Raw genomic sequence first — 14,759 nt, forward strand, 5'->3', positions numbered from 1 at the left:
GACCTTACCTTCTGAAAAATAAAAAAGACCGGCTTTCCTGGTAGGATCCCCTTTTGTTAGACGAAGACAAAAGGGGATCCTACCATTCATCAGCCGATTTCTTATCGTTCTTTGTCAGGCGGCTTAAGCTTGAACCGCCTGCAGCCAGGCTTGCGCAATGAGGGCATTGCCGGCAGGTGACGGATGAACGCCATCCGGTGCCCAGTAGGCAGGGCCTGTCTGCGTGCTTGCCTGCGCGAAGAGGCCGTCGAGCGGTACATACAGCGTCTTGAACTCATTGGCCAGCTCGCGAACCGCCTGGATCTTCGGATCCAAATCCTCTCTCCATGCCTTCTGACTGTCGTTTACCGGCAGTACGAACGGCTCGATGAGGACGATCTTGGCATCCAGCTTTTCCTTCGTTTGTACGATAAGTTTGCGGTAGTTCTCTTCAAAGTCCTGCGCACTTGTCGCATCATTGCTGTCGTAACGTCTCCAAGTGTCATTAATGCCGATATAGATCGATACCCAAGTCGGCTTGAGAGCCAGGCAATCCTCTTCCCATCTGGCCTGCAAATCGCCGATCCGGTTGCCGCCTATTCCCCGGTTGATAAAGCTAACCTGCTTCTGCGGATATTTGCTCGTGAACAGAGCGGTAGCCAGGTTCGCATAACCTGAACCCAAATCCCATCCATACTCGCGGTTACGCCCTCCATCGGTAATGCTATCGCCTTGAAATAATACCACTGCTTGGTTTTCAATTAATGTCATCGTAACACCTCCGAGAGTAATTATACGACATCATCCGAAAAATGTAATCGCTTTTTTAGCTGAAAATAACTAACGGTGCAGCTGCTATGATTCTGGTAAACATTTTATTTTCATCAGAACGCTATGATATACTGAGCAAAAAAGAAGGATGTGGAAGCATGCTGTTTTCCGAATTTACAATTAGAAATGTCGTGCTCAAAAATCGGATCGTCATGTCGCCGATGTGCATGTACTCTTGTACCCATAAAGATGGAAAGATCACTCCCTTCCATCTTGTGCATTATCCATCCCGGGCGGTAGGCGGCGCCGGACTTATTATACTTGAGGCTTCTGCTGTGACCGCACAGGGGCGAATCACCGATCAGGATCTGGGCATCTGGAACGATGAACAGATTAGCGGTCTGCAGCAGGTTGTCCAGCTGATCCATGAAGCCGGCAGCAAGAGCGCCATCCAGCTCGCGCATGCCGGCAGGAAAGCCATGATAGACGGGCCGATCATCGCGCCTTCCGCAATTGCCTTCAACGATAAGATGCAGCAACCCGAAGCCATGAGCCAGGAGCAAATCAAGGAAACGGTCGATGCCTTCGCCAAAGCCGCCGGCCGCGCGGTCGAAGCCGGATTTGATATTCTGGAAATTCATGCTGCGCACGGCTACTTAATTCATGAATTTCTGTCTCCCCTATCGAATACAAGAGAAGATGGGTACGGCGGTGACGCTGCGGGCCGTTACCGGTTCCTTAGCGAGATTGTGAACGCCGTTCGTGCCCTCTGGCAAGGACCTCTGTTCGTGCGGATTTCGGCAAGCGACTATCATCCCGAAGGATTGGACGTTGACGATTACGTTCAAATTGCTTCTTGGCTGAAGAATCAAGGTGTCGATCTGATCGACTGCAGCTCCGGGGCTCTCGTGCCTGCCGCGCCGCGCACCTATCCGGGCTATCAGGTTCCTTTCGCAGACAAAATCCGCAATGCTGCGCAAATCGCAACTGGAGCCGTCGGCCTCATTACCCGCGGCAATCAAGCGGAAGAAATCCTGCAAAGCGGCAGAGCCGATCTCATCTTCCTCGCCCGTGAGCTGCTTCGTGATCCTTACTGGCCGCGCACCGCTGCCAAGGAGCTTGGCGTAACGATTCCGGCACCTAAACAATACGAACGTGCGTGGTAGGGAAGCGCCGCTGCGATGAGGAATAATGGAACAGCGCCTGCCTGATACGCCGCCGAAAGAGGGGAAAGCATGGCATACCGAACGTTTGAATTGCGATGCAGCGACAGCTCGAGCCGGTTCGCTTGCGAATGGAAGCCCGAGGATACGGAGCAAATAAAGGCCGTGATCGCTATCGTTCACGGAATGGGAGAGCATACGGGCCGTTATGAGCATGTCGCCGATTGGTTTACTGCAAACGGCTACTCTGTTTTTGGCTTTGACCAATGCGGGCATGGACGTACGGAGGGTAAGAGGGGACACACCGAATCCTATGAAGCGCTGCTGACCGGAGTCGATGAGATGCTTGCGGAGGCTGCACGAATCTACCCCCGTCTGCCGGTCTTTCTGTTTGGTCACAGCATGGGCGGCAACGTCGCAATCAATTACGTCTTAAGGCGCAGGCCGGCTATTAAAGGCGCAATAATCAGCGGGCCGTGGCTCAAGCTCGCGTTCTCTCCGCCGCCGCTGCAGGTGGTCGTCGGCCGGATCGTCGAACGCGTCTTTCCCAGATATACGAATAACCGGCCGCTTAATGTAGAACATTTGACATCCGATCCGATGATGATGGAGATGTACCGCAGCGATCCGCTCGGACATGGTCATATTACGGCAAGGTTCTTCTTCTCGGTCCAGACTGCCGGGCTGTGGGCATTAAAGCACGCATCCGAATGGCCTGTCCCGCTGCTGCTTATGCATGGCGGCTCCGACCGCGTAACGTCGATCCATGCCAGCAGGCAGTTTGCAGCAGCGGTCGGCCCGCTATGCACATTCATCGAGTGGCCGGAATTTCGGCATGAGCTGCACAATGAGAGCAAACGCGCGGATGTTTTTGAGAAGATGAAAGATTGGCTGAGTCAAAAGTAAAAGGTGTGCTGTCCGAGGTCGGAATATGACTCCGGGCAGCACACCTTTTTCATTGATAGGGCTGGAATGATGAATGATCGCCTGCCGGCTATTTCCACCAGCTGTTATCTTCACTCGTCAGAAGCGCTGCCGATTCACGGCTCCACGCAAATTCCCTTTCCTTCCCGTTCAACAGCCAGCGGCTTGGGCAGGTCGTTTCATGCCAGTCCAGCGGTACGCCTGGAGGAAGCGGTTCTGCCGCCAGATCGAAGGCTGCCCGGATTGCGGCTTCCTGTTCCTTCGTTACGGATGAAGGTGAAGCCGATACGAACAGCGGCGTCCCGCTGCCTGCCAGCAGATCCAGCCACTGACGATTCAGCTCCCATGGAATCTGATCCGTAATGCCGATACAATCCGCGTCATGACTGTAGAAAGTTCCATGCTGAGGCATGCGGAAGGCCAGTGTATTTACACCCATATACCGCGTCCGCTCCCACGACTTGCCGCTCGTATCATCGCCTGTTCTCTGAATTTCGAACAACCCGGCTGCCAGATGGCTGACCGTGTTGCATCCAATAATGATGCTGCTGCCTGCCGATTTCCGCAGCACGCGGTAGAGCTCCAGTATAATCTCCGCCGTCGTTCTCGAACGGTCATGAAACCGCTGCGTGAGCGCATTCGTTCTCGATTTCATCTGAAAGCCCCACTGACCCAGAATATCGAAGGTCGTGAAATCATGCTTAATCATCTCAAAGCCCCAGGAAACCATTCGCGACTGCGACTCAGCAATGTAATCCAGCACGGACCGGACGCTTGGATCCAGCACATTGCCTCCCCCGGCTGTATAACGAATGCCTTCCGTCACATCCGAATCATTCGTAAGCAGCGGACGGAACCAGATGCCCGGCTTCACGCCGATTTCCTTCATTTCGCCGGCCAGCTGTTCCATCCTCGGAAATTGCTTATTTCCAACCCATGGGCCTCCGTTGCAGGCTCCCCCGCCGCTCGTTAATTGCCAGCCGTCATCAATCACCATATACGGACGGTTAGCCGCCGATGAAGCCAGGGAAGACATAAACTTCGAATCCTCCAGAATTTCCTGATGCGAGCTGTTACCGTATGCATAATACCAATTGTTGCCCCCATAAACCGGCTGGGCCGGCATTAATGGACGCTCACACATCACCGCGCAGAAACGGGTCGCGGCGGCGAAGCTTGACTCCCCTTCAACCCCTTCATAGCCTACGATCTCGGCAACATCCAGCCGCCTCTGACCTAATTGAACGCCTTCGCTGCCGTTGCGGACATCGGCTGAGAACGTAATTCCCTCCCGGTCGAGATGCCAATAACAGAATGAATGCGCGCCTGTCTTGACTCCATAGCCACTTGTCACGGAACCGTTATGAGTGAGAAAATACCAGGGCATCGTCCGCTCCGGCACGATTCCTCTCCATTCCAAATCCCCATATGCCCGCTCCCAATGGTCGCCGAGAACCGTGAGCGGCCCGCGGAGTGGTTCGATCCAGCGGAGCTTGATTGTTTTGACCGGAGTGCCCGGCGCTTCCAGTTGTATGGCTGCTGTCCCATTATGCTGTGCAATGGTAAGCTCTATCCCTTTGACCTGCCAATGTCCTTCTGACAACCGGCTCGCTGCGCTCCAGCCCAGCTCCGTCTCGATTAGAACCGCATTCGGTTCGCTGTTAATGATTAATGTCATTCCGCGTCCAGCTCCTTATCACATGAAAGACTCGTACTTCCATTCCAATCAGAAACTATAAAACGAACAAAACAAACAAACTATACAAATGTTATAATGAAAACCCGGGTACATTCTAGCATGTTCCATGATCCGGTTACAATTCCAAATTGGAGGCCAACAACTTTCATAGTGCAGACGATCCGCTGGAAGCAAGAAGATTATCTGCCGGGGAGCCGCTGAGCAGGTGCACGAACAGCTTGGCGGCCGAGCAGAGTCTGCCGAATCCGGGCTGTACAGAAGCAGAAGGACTGCCATCAAATGACAATCCTTCTGCTTCTGTATATTTTCAGTTACTTTCAGCAATCGCAATGGGTACCCGCCAGTGGCCGGCTATTCAGCTTGCCCTAATTCCAGCCAGGCTCCAGCAGCTGCTTCAACCCTACAGCGGGAGCATCCTTCGGAAAATATTCCAAGCCCATATAGCCGCTGTATCCTGCTGCTTCAATAGCTGCAAATATACGCGGATAGTGAAGTTCACCTGAGCTCAGCTCATGTCTGCCAGGATTGCCCGCGGCGTGAAAATGCCCGATCCAATCCAGATTAGGCAGGATATTGGCGAGCAGGTTGCCCTCTGTGATCTGCTGATGATAAATATCGAATACGATTTTAATGAAAGGGCTTCCAACCTCCCGTACAATATGGAAGGCCTCTTCAGATGTGGTGAGATAATAACCGCCGTGATCCACAAGCGTGTTGAGCGGTTCAATCACAAGCGTGATCCCTGCTTCCTCAAGCAGCGGAGCACTGGCCTTTAAACCTTCAATAATAGACTGCTGCTGCAATTCGCGCGGGACTCCTTCGAGCAGCTGACCGGTTTGGCCGATGAGCGCAGAGCAGCCGATCCGCTTGGCCGCGGCGATGGATTCCCGTAACCCCGTAACGAACTTCTCTCTTTGGCTCGGCTCCACTAAACTTACGAATTTGGTACAGATGGAACCGATTCGGAGGCCTGTTTCGTTAACCGTCTGTTCCAGCCGGTCCAAATCCTTATCCCACCATGACCAAAACTCAATCGTGTCATAGCCGATTTCTTGAATCTCCTGAATGCTCTCGAAGAAATCCTTACCTCTGTAAATGGAGTCCACACATACAGAAAGTTTCATTGTCATCCCAGCTTCCCCACGTTTCATATGTATTTGCAATTTCAATAATAATCGATCGATCAGTGTCGATCCTCTGGTTAGCGCTTTGAATTTGGTCCAGCGGCCGCTCCGGTATCCTGCTCCACGGAGACTTCACGAATTCCGAATTCCTGCGCCCTATCTTGCCACATTTAACTCAATGACATTGCGGTCAGGATCGAGAAGAAAAATTTGCGCGAAGCCTGTAATACTCTCCCGGTTCGCTTTGCATGGTACACTGTGGCTTTCCAGCCAGGCCAGCGTATCGTCGAAGCTGGTAACCCGCAGCGCAAAGTGACCGTCCCTAGTATCGATGCCGCCTGTTCGTTTCGTCTGCCCCTCATGGACGATCAAATGCAACTGCTGTCCGTTCGGCCCAATTGCATACCACGTGCCGGGGAAGTCAAAATCCGGCCGCTTTATTTCCTGCAGGCCGATAATCTCGGAGTAGAACGCCCGCGCCTTCTCCAGATCCGTTACGATTATACTGACATGATGAATCCCTTCCGGATGAATCATCTCTCGTTCACCGCCTTTTTTGACTCCATCATAGCATAAAACGGCTCCCAGTCGACCCCTCTGGTTAGAAGGTTTTTTGCTGTCTCCTGCTGCTCTGCTTCCGCTCAATCCTCCTTCATCTAATACTGCTTCGGCGTACTTCCGTACATTCGCTTGAATATCCGAATAAAGTAGCTCGTTTCCATCCCAAGCTGCTGAGCAACCCTCTCAAGCACAATCCATTCTTCTTGATGAACAAGAATATGCCGATGTTGAAACCGGCGAGCCCGTTCAAGGAAGGATAGATTTAGGCGTTAATGGCGCACGGATTCTTAAACGGTAATGGAATAAGGTTAACGCGATTAATTAATGAATAGACCAATGGCAGCCTGGGACCAAGAATCGTCCCGGACTGCCACTTCTTTTATATAAATTCTTTTCGACCAACGTAAGATTATTTCTTTCATGACATTAACCCTCCTCTCTTGCGTATGCACGGCATGAGAATATGTTATCCGGATACAACCAAATGAAGTTCAATTCCCGACGGATCAGCAACGATAGCCGTTTCACCATCATAGCGGACCTGCTTATCCGCTGCCTGCAGACGTTCCACAGCTGCACGGACTGCAGTCTGATCGGGCAATGTGATTTCATAGTGCGCAAGTCCCGGTGAATCGGCCGGAACCAATGGCGCACCGACACCGGCCCATGTATTCAGCCCAATATGGTGATGATAGCCGCCAGCTGATATAAACAAGGCCGATTTCTCGATATGAGCCACGATATCGAAGCCCAGAACATCGACATAGAACGCTCTAGCCGCTTCCAGATCCGTCACATGCAGATGAATATGCCCGATAATCGTTCCCGCGGGCAAGCCCCGCCATGGATCATCTCCCGCTTCCTCGATCAGGTCATCCCAGTCGATCGGATCAACAGCCATAATGTACTCGCCCTTCTTGTCGCGCTGCCATGTATTTCTCGGCCGGTCCCGATAGATTTCAATGCCATTATTGTCAGGATCCGCAATATACAGCGCTTCGCTGACGAGATGATCCGCCTGGCCAATATGAATGCCGGCAGCAATTAAATTACGCAGTGCAAGACCCAGTGACTTCCGGTCAGGAAGCAATATTGCAAAATGGTACAAACCCGCTCCGGATCTGCGCGGCCGAACGACTGCATCCGGAATTTCTTTAAGAAGCAGAATTTCATGCTTACCATCAACGGTGAATGCTGCTGTCCCGCTATCTTCCTTCAGCAGCGTTAGTCCAACGACATTGCGATAAAAATCAATCGACCGCTGCAAGTTGCTTACCCTCAGCTTGACATGTCCAATCGCCGTGCCCGGATGAATATGTTCGGACATTGGATTCACCTCTTCTTCCCGATGGTTGTGTACGCCTAACAACATTCTAATACTGAAGCAGATCCGTTTGCAAAAATAAGCCGCGTAAGCCTCTTCGCCCGCTCGCATCAGAAGCTTGCGGGAAACACAAACAGGGAAAGGGCTGCCGCTGCTGCGTATCTGATACGTTTGGCGAGAACCCTTTCCCTATTCTATTATCCATTTCCATCAGATATCCTGCTTCATACCGTATCTAAACCGATCCCTTCTTCTCCTTGAGGGCGGCCAATTCCTTCTGAATTTCCTCCCGTCTCTCCTGCTCATTAACCGCAGGAGCGGCCTGCAGCACTTCACCGACCTGTCTTCCGGCAAGGGCGCCCGATTCCAGTCTCCACACCTGCTCTTCAATTCGGGCGAGGCCGTAGTTTAAACGATCCGCATCGAAAGCCGTCAAAGAGGAGCTTGCCGCTTGAATCGCCTGCGCCGCATGGATTCTAGATAATAAATGCTGCTTCTTCAGCTGCAGCTCATCATACTTTTCCTTCATCAGCTTGATTTGGTTCAGAAGGACGGACGATTGCGTCTTGAGGGTTTCATACTGGGCTTTGCTTGCAGCCAGCTTGGTTTGATTAGTCAGTTTATCTTCCAAGGCCAGCTCTGCAATCTCATCCTCACCGCGGGCAACCGCCAGCTCCGCCTGTCTTGAACGCTTCCTAACTAAAGCCGATAACTCCTCGATCTGCAGCTCATACTTACGCTCCACGAAGTACTGCTGGGATAATGCCTGCTGGGCTTGTCCGATTTGCTCCTCCAGCTCCCTTATATATTGTTTGATCATACTTATAGGATTCTCCACCTTATCCAGAAAATGATGCACATCCGCTGTTGCCATATGTTTAACACGTTTAAATATCCCCATGTTTATTCTCCTCACGATTTATATTGTTTTCCCATTCATCGAGCAGATCGGTGTTACGGGTTGGTGTCGGTGGTGTCATTTCCAGCATCGGGCTGACCTGTGCAGCTCTTGGGGAAAAACGTTTGACTCTGCGATACAGCCAGAATACAACCAGACCCACAATTAGCAGCACCCATCCAATTTTGCCAAGCAGCTCACCGCCGTCCATGCCGCCATGCTCCCGTCCTTCGCCCCGGCTGAACATCCGGCCTTGACCCATTTCGAATCCATGACCTCTATCGATGACAAACACTTGTCCATGCTGAGCGATTACGGCCCGTTTTCCGCCTCCGAAATCATGGCCGTGGCCGCCGTGTAATACTTTAACACCGATGATGACCAGAATCAGCAGGCTTGCGATTAGGATTGCTAATTTCAAGCCTTTAAAGCCTTTGAACCTTCTTTTCATCCACTCTCCTCCTTTCCCCGAGATTACTTTCACTTGCTTCTTCTTCAAGATAATCGAACTTGGTGAAAATTTAGTGAAATGCCTTTCATCTGATTTTCATCCTATTGTGGTATCTTGTATGTATCTTATTTATTTGATAAAGGATCAGGTGGCGGTTATGAAAATACTGTTGGCGGAGGATGATCCGCTTCTGGGCGAGCTCGTTGCCCATATGTTGAAGAAAAAAGCTTCCTATCACGTCGATTGGGTTACCGGAGGGGAAGATGCTTACGATTATGCTCTGGCATCCTCCTATGACGTACTCGTTCTCGACTGGATGATGCCCGGAGGTGACGGTACGGCCATTTGCCGCCGTTTGAGAAAAGAAGGGTACAAGGGCGCCGTGCTTATGCTGACTGCTAAAGATACGCTTCAGGATCGGATCGACGGCTTGGATTCCGGGGCTGACGATTATTTGGTCAAGCCCTTTGAAATTGATGAGCTGTTAGCCCGGCTTCGCGCGCTTTCCCGCCGGAACTTTGCTCCGATCCACGAGGAAACGGCCCGGATCCGCGGCCTCGAGCTGCATCGGACAAGCCAGACCGTGCACAGAGGTGAGGAGCGCATCCAATTATCGCCCCGGGAATTCCAGCTCTTCGACCTGCTTGTACAGAATCAGGGTCTCGTGCTTACGCGGGAGGTAATCTTTGACCGGATCTGGGGGTTTGATGCTGATGTCAATCTGAAGACAATTGACGCCACTATAAAGCTGCTTCGGAAAAAGCTGGGGATCTCCGAGCCTGACTCTTTCATTCAAAGCGTACGCGGGGTGGGATATAGGCTTGAACATTAAAGCGAGGTTCAGAAAGTGGATGCACCGCGAAGGGGGGTCCGTCTTCAGCCGAACTCAAACCAGGCTGACCCTCCAATACAGCGGGCTGTTAATGCTGTTTCTGATCTTATTCATTGTCATTGTGCTCGGCTTGCTGTATTACATCCTCATTAATGATTCCAAGCGCCAAATCAATGCGCTTGCGGATGAGGAAATTGCTGCTGTACGGGATATTCTCATTCACAGCGACAACAAAAAGCCGGCTAATCAGGTATCCCCGGTCTATTTTACGATTGGACAGAATCAGTTCTTCTACTACTGGATAGATGCCTCCGGCACGCTTAAATTCGGGGAAGAGCTGCAGGGAGAAGCAAGGGGTGAGCTCCTTCGCTGGCTGTCCGGTTGGCGGCCGTCTTCGGACAAGGTCCGTATCGCCGACCTCTATTCTCGTGATCGAGATCGTGATTTCGGAGAAAGGTTCCATCCCGAGCAGGAGCAAAAACTGAAGCTGATGGCTGCAGGACGCTCACTCTATATGAAGAATCAGCTCATAGGCACGCTGTATATCGGCAGGGATGTCTCCTTCCAGTTCAAGCTCTTTCGCTGGTCGCTGGCCGCCCTCTTGGCGCTCGGCCTCCTCTTCTTCCTGCTGGCCTTGTATCTCAGCCATATCATGTCCAGGCGGGCGATGATTCCCATTGCCCATTCATACACCCGTCAGCGTGAGTTTGTAGCCGATGCTTCGCATGAGCTTCGAACGCCGCTTAGCGTTATTTTGTCCTCGATAGATACCCTGCAGATGGAAGAGACTTTGGGGAAGGATGCTTTCATCCAGAGAGTTCTCGGCAATATGAAGGGCGAGGTGAAACGGATGACGAAGCTGGCCGGCGATCTGCTGACTCTGGCGCGTTCCGATTCGGGAACTCTGCTGCTGCAAAGCGAGCCGCTGGATTTGACGGTCCATGCGCAGGAGATGCTGCTTTCCCTGCAGCCGCTGGCGCAAGCCAAGCAAATCGATCTGCAGCTCAAAGCCCCGCAGACGCTGCCGATCAGAGGGGATGCGGACCGGCTGGAGCAGCTGCTGGTGCTGCTGGTGGACAATGCGATTAAATATACGCCTGACGGCGGTTATGTGCTCGTTGCATTATCTGTGGAGACGGTCAAAGCTGCATCGGAGCTGAAGATTATCGTGCAGGATACAGGCATCGGCATCCCGCCCGAGGAGCATCAGCGAATCTTTGCCCGTTTTTACCGCAGGGATAAGTCACGCTCGCGCCAGCTCGGCGGTCACGGCCTCGGCCTTGCGATTGCGAAGTGGATCGTGGATGCCCACCAAGGATCGATTCAAGTGGTGAGCAAGGTTGGCGAGGGCAGTACCTTTACCGTAAGAATTCCGTTTGAGCGGCAAACGAATAACGGGCAGCAGAAATAGAACCAGCCGGACAGGAGTTAGATCCTGACCGGCTGGTTCTCTATTCATGCACCATTTGAAAGCGAAGCCTCCCAGCTAACTTCTAAACTTAATCGTCGTACTCCGTGACCCAAGTCACGTCGAACCATGCGGTTCCCACCCCGTATAATAGTTCAACTACACTATTATTATTTGTTGGACTTCGACTAAGCGTATGGAACGCACTCGTAAAAAGGATACCGCGAGCCTCAAGGACGGATTAGCCCTGATCTTCCATGCTCCGTTCTCGAACTCGCCCTCGTCGATTGACAAGTACGCCACATAGGGAGGATGACCCGGCTTCGCCTGAAACTCGACGGAGAAGCCATGCCCGGCAACAATAAACTCCGACTCCGCGATGATAATGCCCGCCCCCGGAAACCCCTCATTCCGAGACGTCTCGCCTGGCTTCAGGAATGAAAAGCGGATTTCCCGACCGCGCATAACAAGCACACTCGGAGGGTATCCCCGTTTTGTGCGTTTTAAAACCCATTATGCTCATTTTATAGGGGTGCAGATATCATATATTTCCACTAAGTTTGTGACCGTGTAAGTGCTTTGAATTTCTGCAGAGCATTCTTGTGACTTTCTGTTAATCCAGCAGGTATCAATTCCTGATAGAATGCCGCCTTTTATATCGGTATTTAATGAATCCCCGATAATAAGCGCTTCCTTTATATTAAAATCTTTAATATGACTCATCACGTAATCGAAAAATTCTTTTGATGGCTTTTGAAATCCAATGCTTTGCGAATCAAAAATGTCTTCAAAAAATTCATATAAGCCTGACTGCTTCAATCGCTTTATCTGAGTTTGGGTTATACCATTAGTGATAACAAACAGCCTATGGGATGCAGATAAGCTCTGACACACTTCTAAAGCTCCTTCCATATGCTGACACCCATTGCCCAGAAGTTCTCTATACAGATTTTCCCATTCAATGCCGTCCACAACTTTTCCCAGTCTTAACATGGTTTCTGAAAATCTTGAGTTTAGCACATCATCTAATACAATATTCCCATTTTCATATTCAGCCCATAGTTGTTTGTTGACGGAATTATATACGCGAAACAACTCATCCGAAAAAGTATATCCGTGCTGCTGAAACAATTTGTTTAACGAATCAGTTTCATTAGCGCCGAAATCTAACAATGTATCATCTAAATCAAATAGAAGTATTTTATAACTCATTTTTCCTCCCCTAAAATATAAATAACTGCAAAAATCTGTTATTTACGTGCGGCCGGCTGATATTCTCCAGGCACCATACCCGTTGATATCGCTATTCGATTCCAACAGTTGATCGCATTAATCGCCATAATCAAATCGACAAATTGGCCCTCGTCGAAATGTTTGCGGACTTGCTCATACAATTCCTGAGGCACGCCAGCATCTGAAATTTTGGTCACAGCTTCCGTTAATGCTATTGCGGCCCGCTCCGCTTCCGTATAGAACGGAGCTTCCCGCCATGCACTAAGCATATACAATCGCTGCTCCGTCTCCCCCGTCGCACGCGCATCCTTCGTATGCATATCAAGGCAGTAGGCGCAGCCATTAATTTGCGAGGCGCGAATTTTAATCAGCTCCCATAGTTTATGGTCAAGACCGCTCTTCTTCACATACCCTTCCAATTTTAAAAGTGTTTGAAAAGCTTCGGGCTGCACTTTGATATAATTCAGTCTCATTTCCATGTGTCATTACACCCCTTCATTTTTTTGTGGATAACGTAATTAAAAAGTAATTACTTTTTTGTTGCTTAGTAACCAAAAAGTATTAATTGAGATTAGTCGCTCCAATTCCATGACCATAAATATGCCCCAGCTAAAACAAATAAAATGTATTTCATGATGCCTCTTTGTGTTCTAACTGGTCCTCCAGATGACATGATTGAACTCTCCCTGAGGTTAACTAGAGAATTTTACTATTCTCAGTAAGCTTCTCTTTACTCCTTCTCAGGGAACATCCCCGTGGAGATGGCGATTCGATTCCATGCATTAATGGTATTGATTGCCATAATGATTGCCACATATTCTGCCTCATCCACGTGTGCCCGAACTCTTTCATACAAATCCTGCGGCACGCCTTGCTCGGAAATACGGGTTACAGCTTCCGTAAGCTCAAGCACCACTCTTTCTTTGTCGGAATAAAAGGGTGCTTCGCGCCACGCGCTAAGTAAATAAATCCGCTGCTCCGTCTCGCCCATTTTCCGCGAATCCCGTGTATGCATGTCCATACAATAAGCACACCCGTTAATTTGTGATGCTCTGATCTTAATCAATTCATATAGCTTTGCATCCAGCCCACTTGCCTTAATAAACCCTTCCAGCTTCATCATCGTTTGCAAAGCACCTGGACTTGCACTGATATGGTTTAATCTAACCTTCATAGTAATCTCCTCCGTGAACAATAAATTTTATCTTGCCTCATAAAGCATAACGACGACAATATATATCGTCGATTAAATTCATCTACAATATAGATCTTTAATTTATGACTGTCAACCAAAAATCATGGGTCATTTAGGTGAAAATGCCCAAATACCCACATTTGACAAGGATTTTAAATCCACCTAAGATGATTAATAACAATCTTTATAACTAGAAAGCAGGTGTTTGCATGCAGTATAGTATTGGCGTTGAATATGGACTGCATTGCTTGGTATATTTAATTGATATTCCTCCTGATTCTACAATTGGGATTAAAGAGCTCTCCGCTTTTCAAGGTGTTTCGGAGACCTATCTTTCGAAGATTTTTAGTAAATTAACAAAAGCTGGTATCGTAAGCTCTGTCCCTGGTGTAAAAGGAGGCTATAAATTAGCCAAGTCTCCTGCGGAAATTTCTTTTTGGGATGTAGTTGAAGCTGTTGAAGGTGCTACCCCCATTTTTCAATGTAAAAACATCAAAAATAATAGCTATCTATGCCGTGATGAAGACTATGCAGCATGCTCTCAAGCTTCTTCCTGTGTGATTAACTTAACTATGCTCGAAGCTGAAGATAGTATGCGCAAAGTTCTGCGTAACAAGACACTTACTTGGTTGAATGAAGAGCTTGATCGTGTATTAACCCCTCAATCGCGCAAAGATACTCGTGAATATTTTGCTAATAGCAGCAATGTTTAATGGTGAAATTAAATGGGACACTTATTGAATAAATGCGCTCATGTTATTGAAATTGGAAATTTAACCATGTCAAAAAAAAACAGGCCAAGACTGTATGGTTCCAGTTTTGGGCTGCTTTTTGTGATGCTTCCTTGATAAACTTTACATGAGCTGTGATTAGATCGTTAAAACCTCGCGAAGCATTCCCCATATATTTATCACGGTGAGCGCAGATTAAATACCCAAATAATTGCTTGAAGCCAGATAGCCTGGATCCGCAGCGGAAAATAGATGGTGATCATCATCATCGGGAGGATAGGGTAAAGGCGAACCTTCCGATTCCCATAGCAACCACCAGTGCCGCTATGCCCCTGAGCAAAACAATCATCGTCTGTCTCTCCAATCGCTTTCCTCCTTTCTCTACCGACTACTTATCGGATATCCGAGCCATATTTTAGCTAAAGTACTGGAATTAAGCTTATTAATTACCAAAATCTGCATAGCA

General features: G+C 49.5%; 17 protein-coding genes. 5 read left to right on the forward strand and 12 right to left on the reverse strand.

What is annotated here, in order from left to right; genetic code table 11:
- Window positions 1-123 precede the first annotated feature (123 nt).
- Window positions 124-750 (reverse strand): SGNH/GDSL hydrolase family protein, encoded by a 627-nt coding sequence (locus ACFPYJ_RS16450; protein ID WP_379189262.1) that lies wholly within the window; start codon window positions 748-750, stop codon window positions 124-126.
- A gap of 158 nt (window positions 751-908) precedes the next feature.
- Here ACFPYJ_RS16450 and namA point away from each other — a divergent pair, with 158 nt between their 5' ends.
- On the forward strand, window positions 909-1,916 hold the full coding sequence (gene namA / locus ACFPYJ_RS16455; RefSeq protein WP_379189263.1) for an NADPH dehydrogenase NamA: 1,008 nt from the start codon (window positions 909-911) through the stop codon (window positions 1,914-1,916).
- Window positions 1,917-1,985: 69 nt separating this feature from the next.
- Window positions 1,986-2,819: an alpha/beta hydrolase gene (locus tag ACFPYJ_RS16460; protein WP_379189264.1), complete on the forward strand. Its 834-nt coding sequence runs from the start codon at window positions 1,986-1,988 to the stop codon at window positions 2,817-2,819.
- Between the two features lie 88 nt (window positions 2,820-2,907).
- Here the strand turns inward: ACFPYJ_RS16460 and ACFPYJ_RS16465 are convergent, their stop codons facing one another.
- The 7 genes from ACFPYJ_RS16465 to ACFPYJ_RS16495 all read right to left on the reverse strand — a co-directional run bounded on the left by ACFPYJ_RS16465 (window position 2,908) and on the right by ACFPYJ_RS16495 (window position 8,894).
- On the reverse strand, window positions 2,908-4,515 hold the full coding sequence (locus ACFPYJ_RS16465; RefSeq protein ID WP_379189265.1) for an alpha-amylase family protein: 1,608 nt from the start codon (window positions 4,513-4,515) through the stop codon (window positions 2,908-2,910).
- Window positions 4,516-4,901: 386 nt separating this feature from the next.
- Window positions 4,902-5,666, reverse strand: coding sequence for a hydroxypyruvate isomerase family protein (locus ACFPYJ_RS16470; protein ID WP_379189266.1), 765 nt, complete (start codon window positions 5,664-5,666; stop codon window positions 4,902-4,904).
- A gap of 150 nt (window positions 5,667-5,816) precedes the next feature.
- Window positions 5,817-6,305: a VOC family protein gene (locus ACFPYJ_RS16475; protein ID WP_379189267.1), complete on the reverse strand. Its 489-nt coding sequence runs from the start codon at window positions 6,303-6,305 to the stop codon at window positions 5,817-5,819.
- An 11-nt stretch (window positions 6,306-6,316) separates the two neighbouring features.
- Window positions 6,317-6,412 (reverse strand): AraC family transcriptional regulator, encoded by a 96-nt coding sequence (locus ACFPYJ_RS16480; RefSeq protein ID WP_379189268.1) that lies wholly within the window; start codon window positions 6,410-6,412, stop codon window positions 6,317-6,319.
- Window positions 6,413-6,687: 275 nt separating this feature from the next.
- Window positions 6,688-7,548: a VOC family protein gene (locus tag ACFPYJ_RS16485; RefSeq protein ID WP_379189270.1), complete on the reverse strand. Its 861-nt coding sequence runs from the start codon at window positions 7,546-7,548 to the stop codon at window positions 6,688-6,690.
- 232 nt (window positions 7,549-7,780) lie between these two features.
- The gene (locus ACFPYJ_RS16490; protein ID WP_379189271.1) at window positions 7,781-8,446 is read right to left on the reverse strand and encodes a PspA/IM30 family protein; all 666 of its coding nucleotides are present in this window, start codon (window positions 8,444-8,446) and stop codon (window positions 7,781-7,783) included.
- Complete coding sequence (locus ACFPYJ_RS16495; RefSeq protein ID WP_379189272.1) at window positions 8,433-8,894, reverse strand: hypothetical protein; 462 nt, start codon at window positions 8,892-8,894, stop codon at window positions 8,433-8,435. The genes ACFPYJ_RS16490 and ACFPYJ_RS16495 overlap by 14 nt, the downstream gene beginning before the upstream one ends.
- 157 nt (window positions 8,895-9,051) lie before the next feature.
- On the opposite strand from ACFPYJ_RS16495, the gene ACFPYJ_RS16500 reads away from it, so the two are divergent.
- Window positions 9,052-9,726, forward strand: coding sequence for a response regulator transcription factor (locus ACFPYJ_RS16500; RefSeq protein WP_379189273.1), 675 nt, complete (start codon window positions 9,052-9,054; stop codon window positions 9,724-9,726).
- A complete protein-coding gene (locus ACFPYJ_RS16505) occupies window positions 9,716-11,137 on the forward strand; it encodes a sensor histidine kinase (protein ID WP_379189274.1) in 1,422 nt (473 codons plus the stop codon). Before ACFPYJ_RS16500 ends, ACFPYJ_RS16505 begins: the two co-directional genes overlap by 11 nt.
- Before the next feature lie 156 nt (window positions 11,138-11,293).
- Here the strand turns inward: ACFPYJ_RS16505 and ACFPYJ_RS16510 are convergent, their stop codons facing one another.
- From ACFPYJ_RS16510 to ACFPYJ_RS16525, 4 genes are all read right to left on the reverse strand, one after another.
- Window positions 11,294-11,608 (reverse strand): DUF5597 domain-containing protein, encoded by a 315-nt coding sequence (locus ACFPYJ_RS16510; protein WP_379189275.1) that lies wholly within the window; start codon window positions 11,606-11,608, stop codon window positions 11,294-11,296.
- A gap of 45 nt (window positions 11,609-11,653) precedes the next feature.
- On the reverse strand, window positions 11,654-12,346 hold the full coding sequence (locus tag ACFPYJ_RS16515; RefSeq protein ID WP_379189276.1) for a YjjG family noncanonical pyrimidine nucleotidase: 693 nt from the start codon (window positions 12,344-12,346) through the stop codon (window positions 11,654-11,656).
- Between the two features lie 38 nt (window positions 12,347-12,384).
- On the reverse strand, window positions 12,385-12,846 hold the full coding sequence (locus tag ACFPYJ_RS16520) for a carboxymuconolactone decarboxylase family protein (RefSeq protein WP_379189277.1): 462 nt from the start codon (window positions 12,844-12,846) through the stop codon (window positions 12,385-12,387).
- A 251-nt stretch (window positions 12,847-13,097) separates the two neighbouring features.
- Window positions 13,098-13,541 (reverse strand): carboxymuconolactone decarboxylase family protein, encoded by a 444-nt coding sequence (locus tag ACFPYJ_RS16525; RefSeq protein ID WP_379189278.1) that lies wholly within the window; start codon window positions 13,539-13,541, stop codon window positions 13,098-13,100.
- 230 nt (window positions 13,542-13,771) lie between these two features.
- Here ACFPYJ_RS16525 and ACFPYJ_RS16530 point away from each other — a divergent pair, with 230 nt between their 5' ends.
- Window positions 13,772-14,275, forward strand: coding sequence for an RrF2 family transcriptional regulator (locus ACFPYJ_RS16530; protein ID WP_379189279.1), 504 nt, complete (start codon window positions 13,772-13,774; stop codon window positions 14,273-14,275).
- Window positions 14,276-14,759: the final 484 nt, after the last annotated feature.

This window comes from Paenibacillus solisilvae, assembly GCF_042656405.1.
Lineage (GTDB): Bacteria > Bacillota > Bacilli > Paenibacillales > Paenibacillaceae > Paenibacillus_Z > Paenibacillus_Z solisilvae.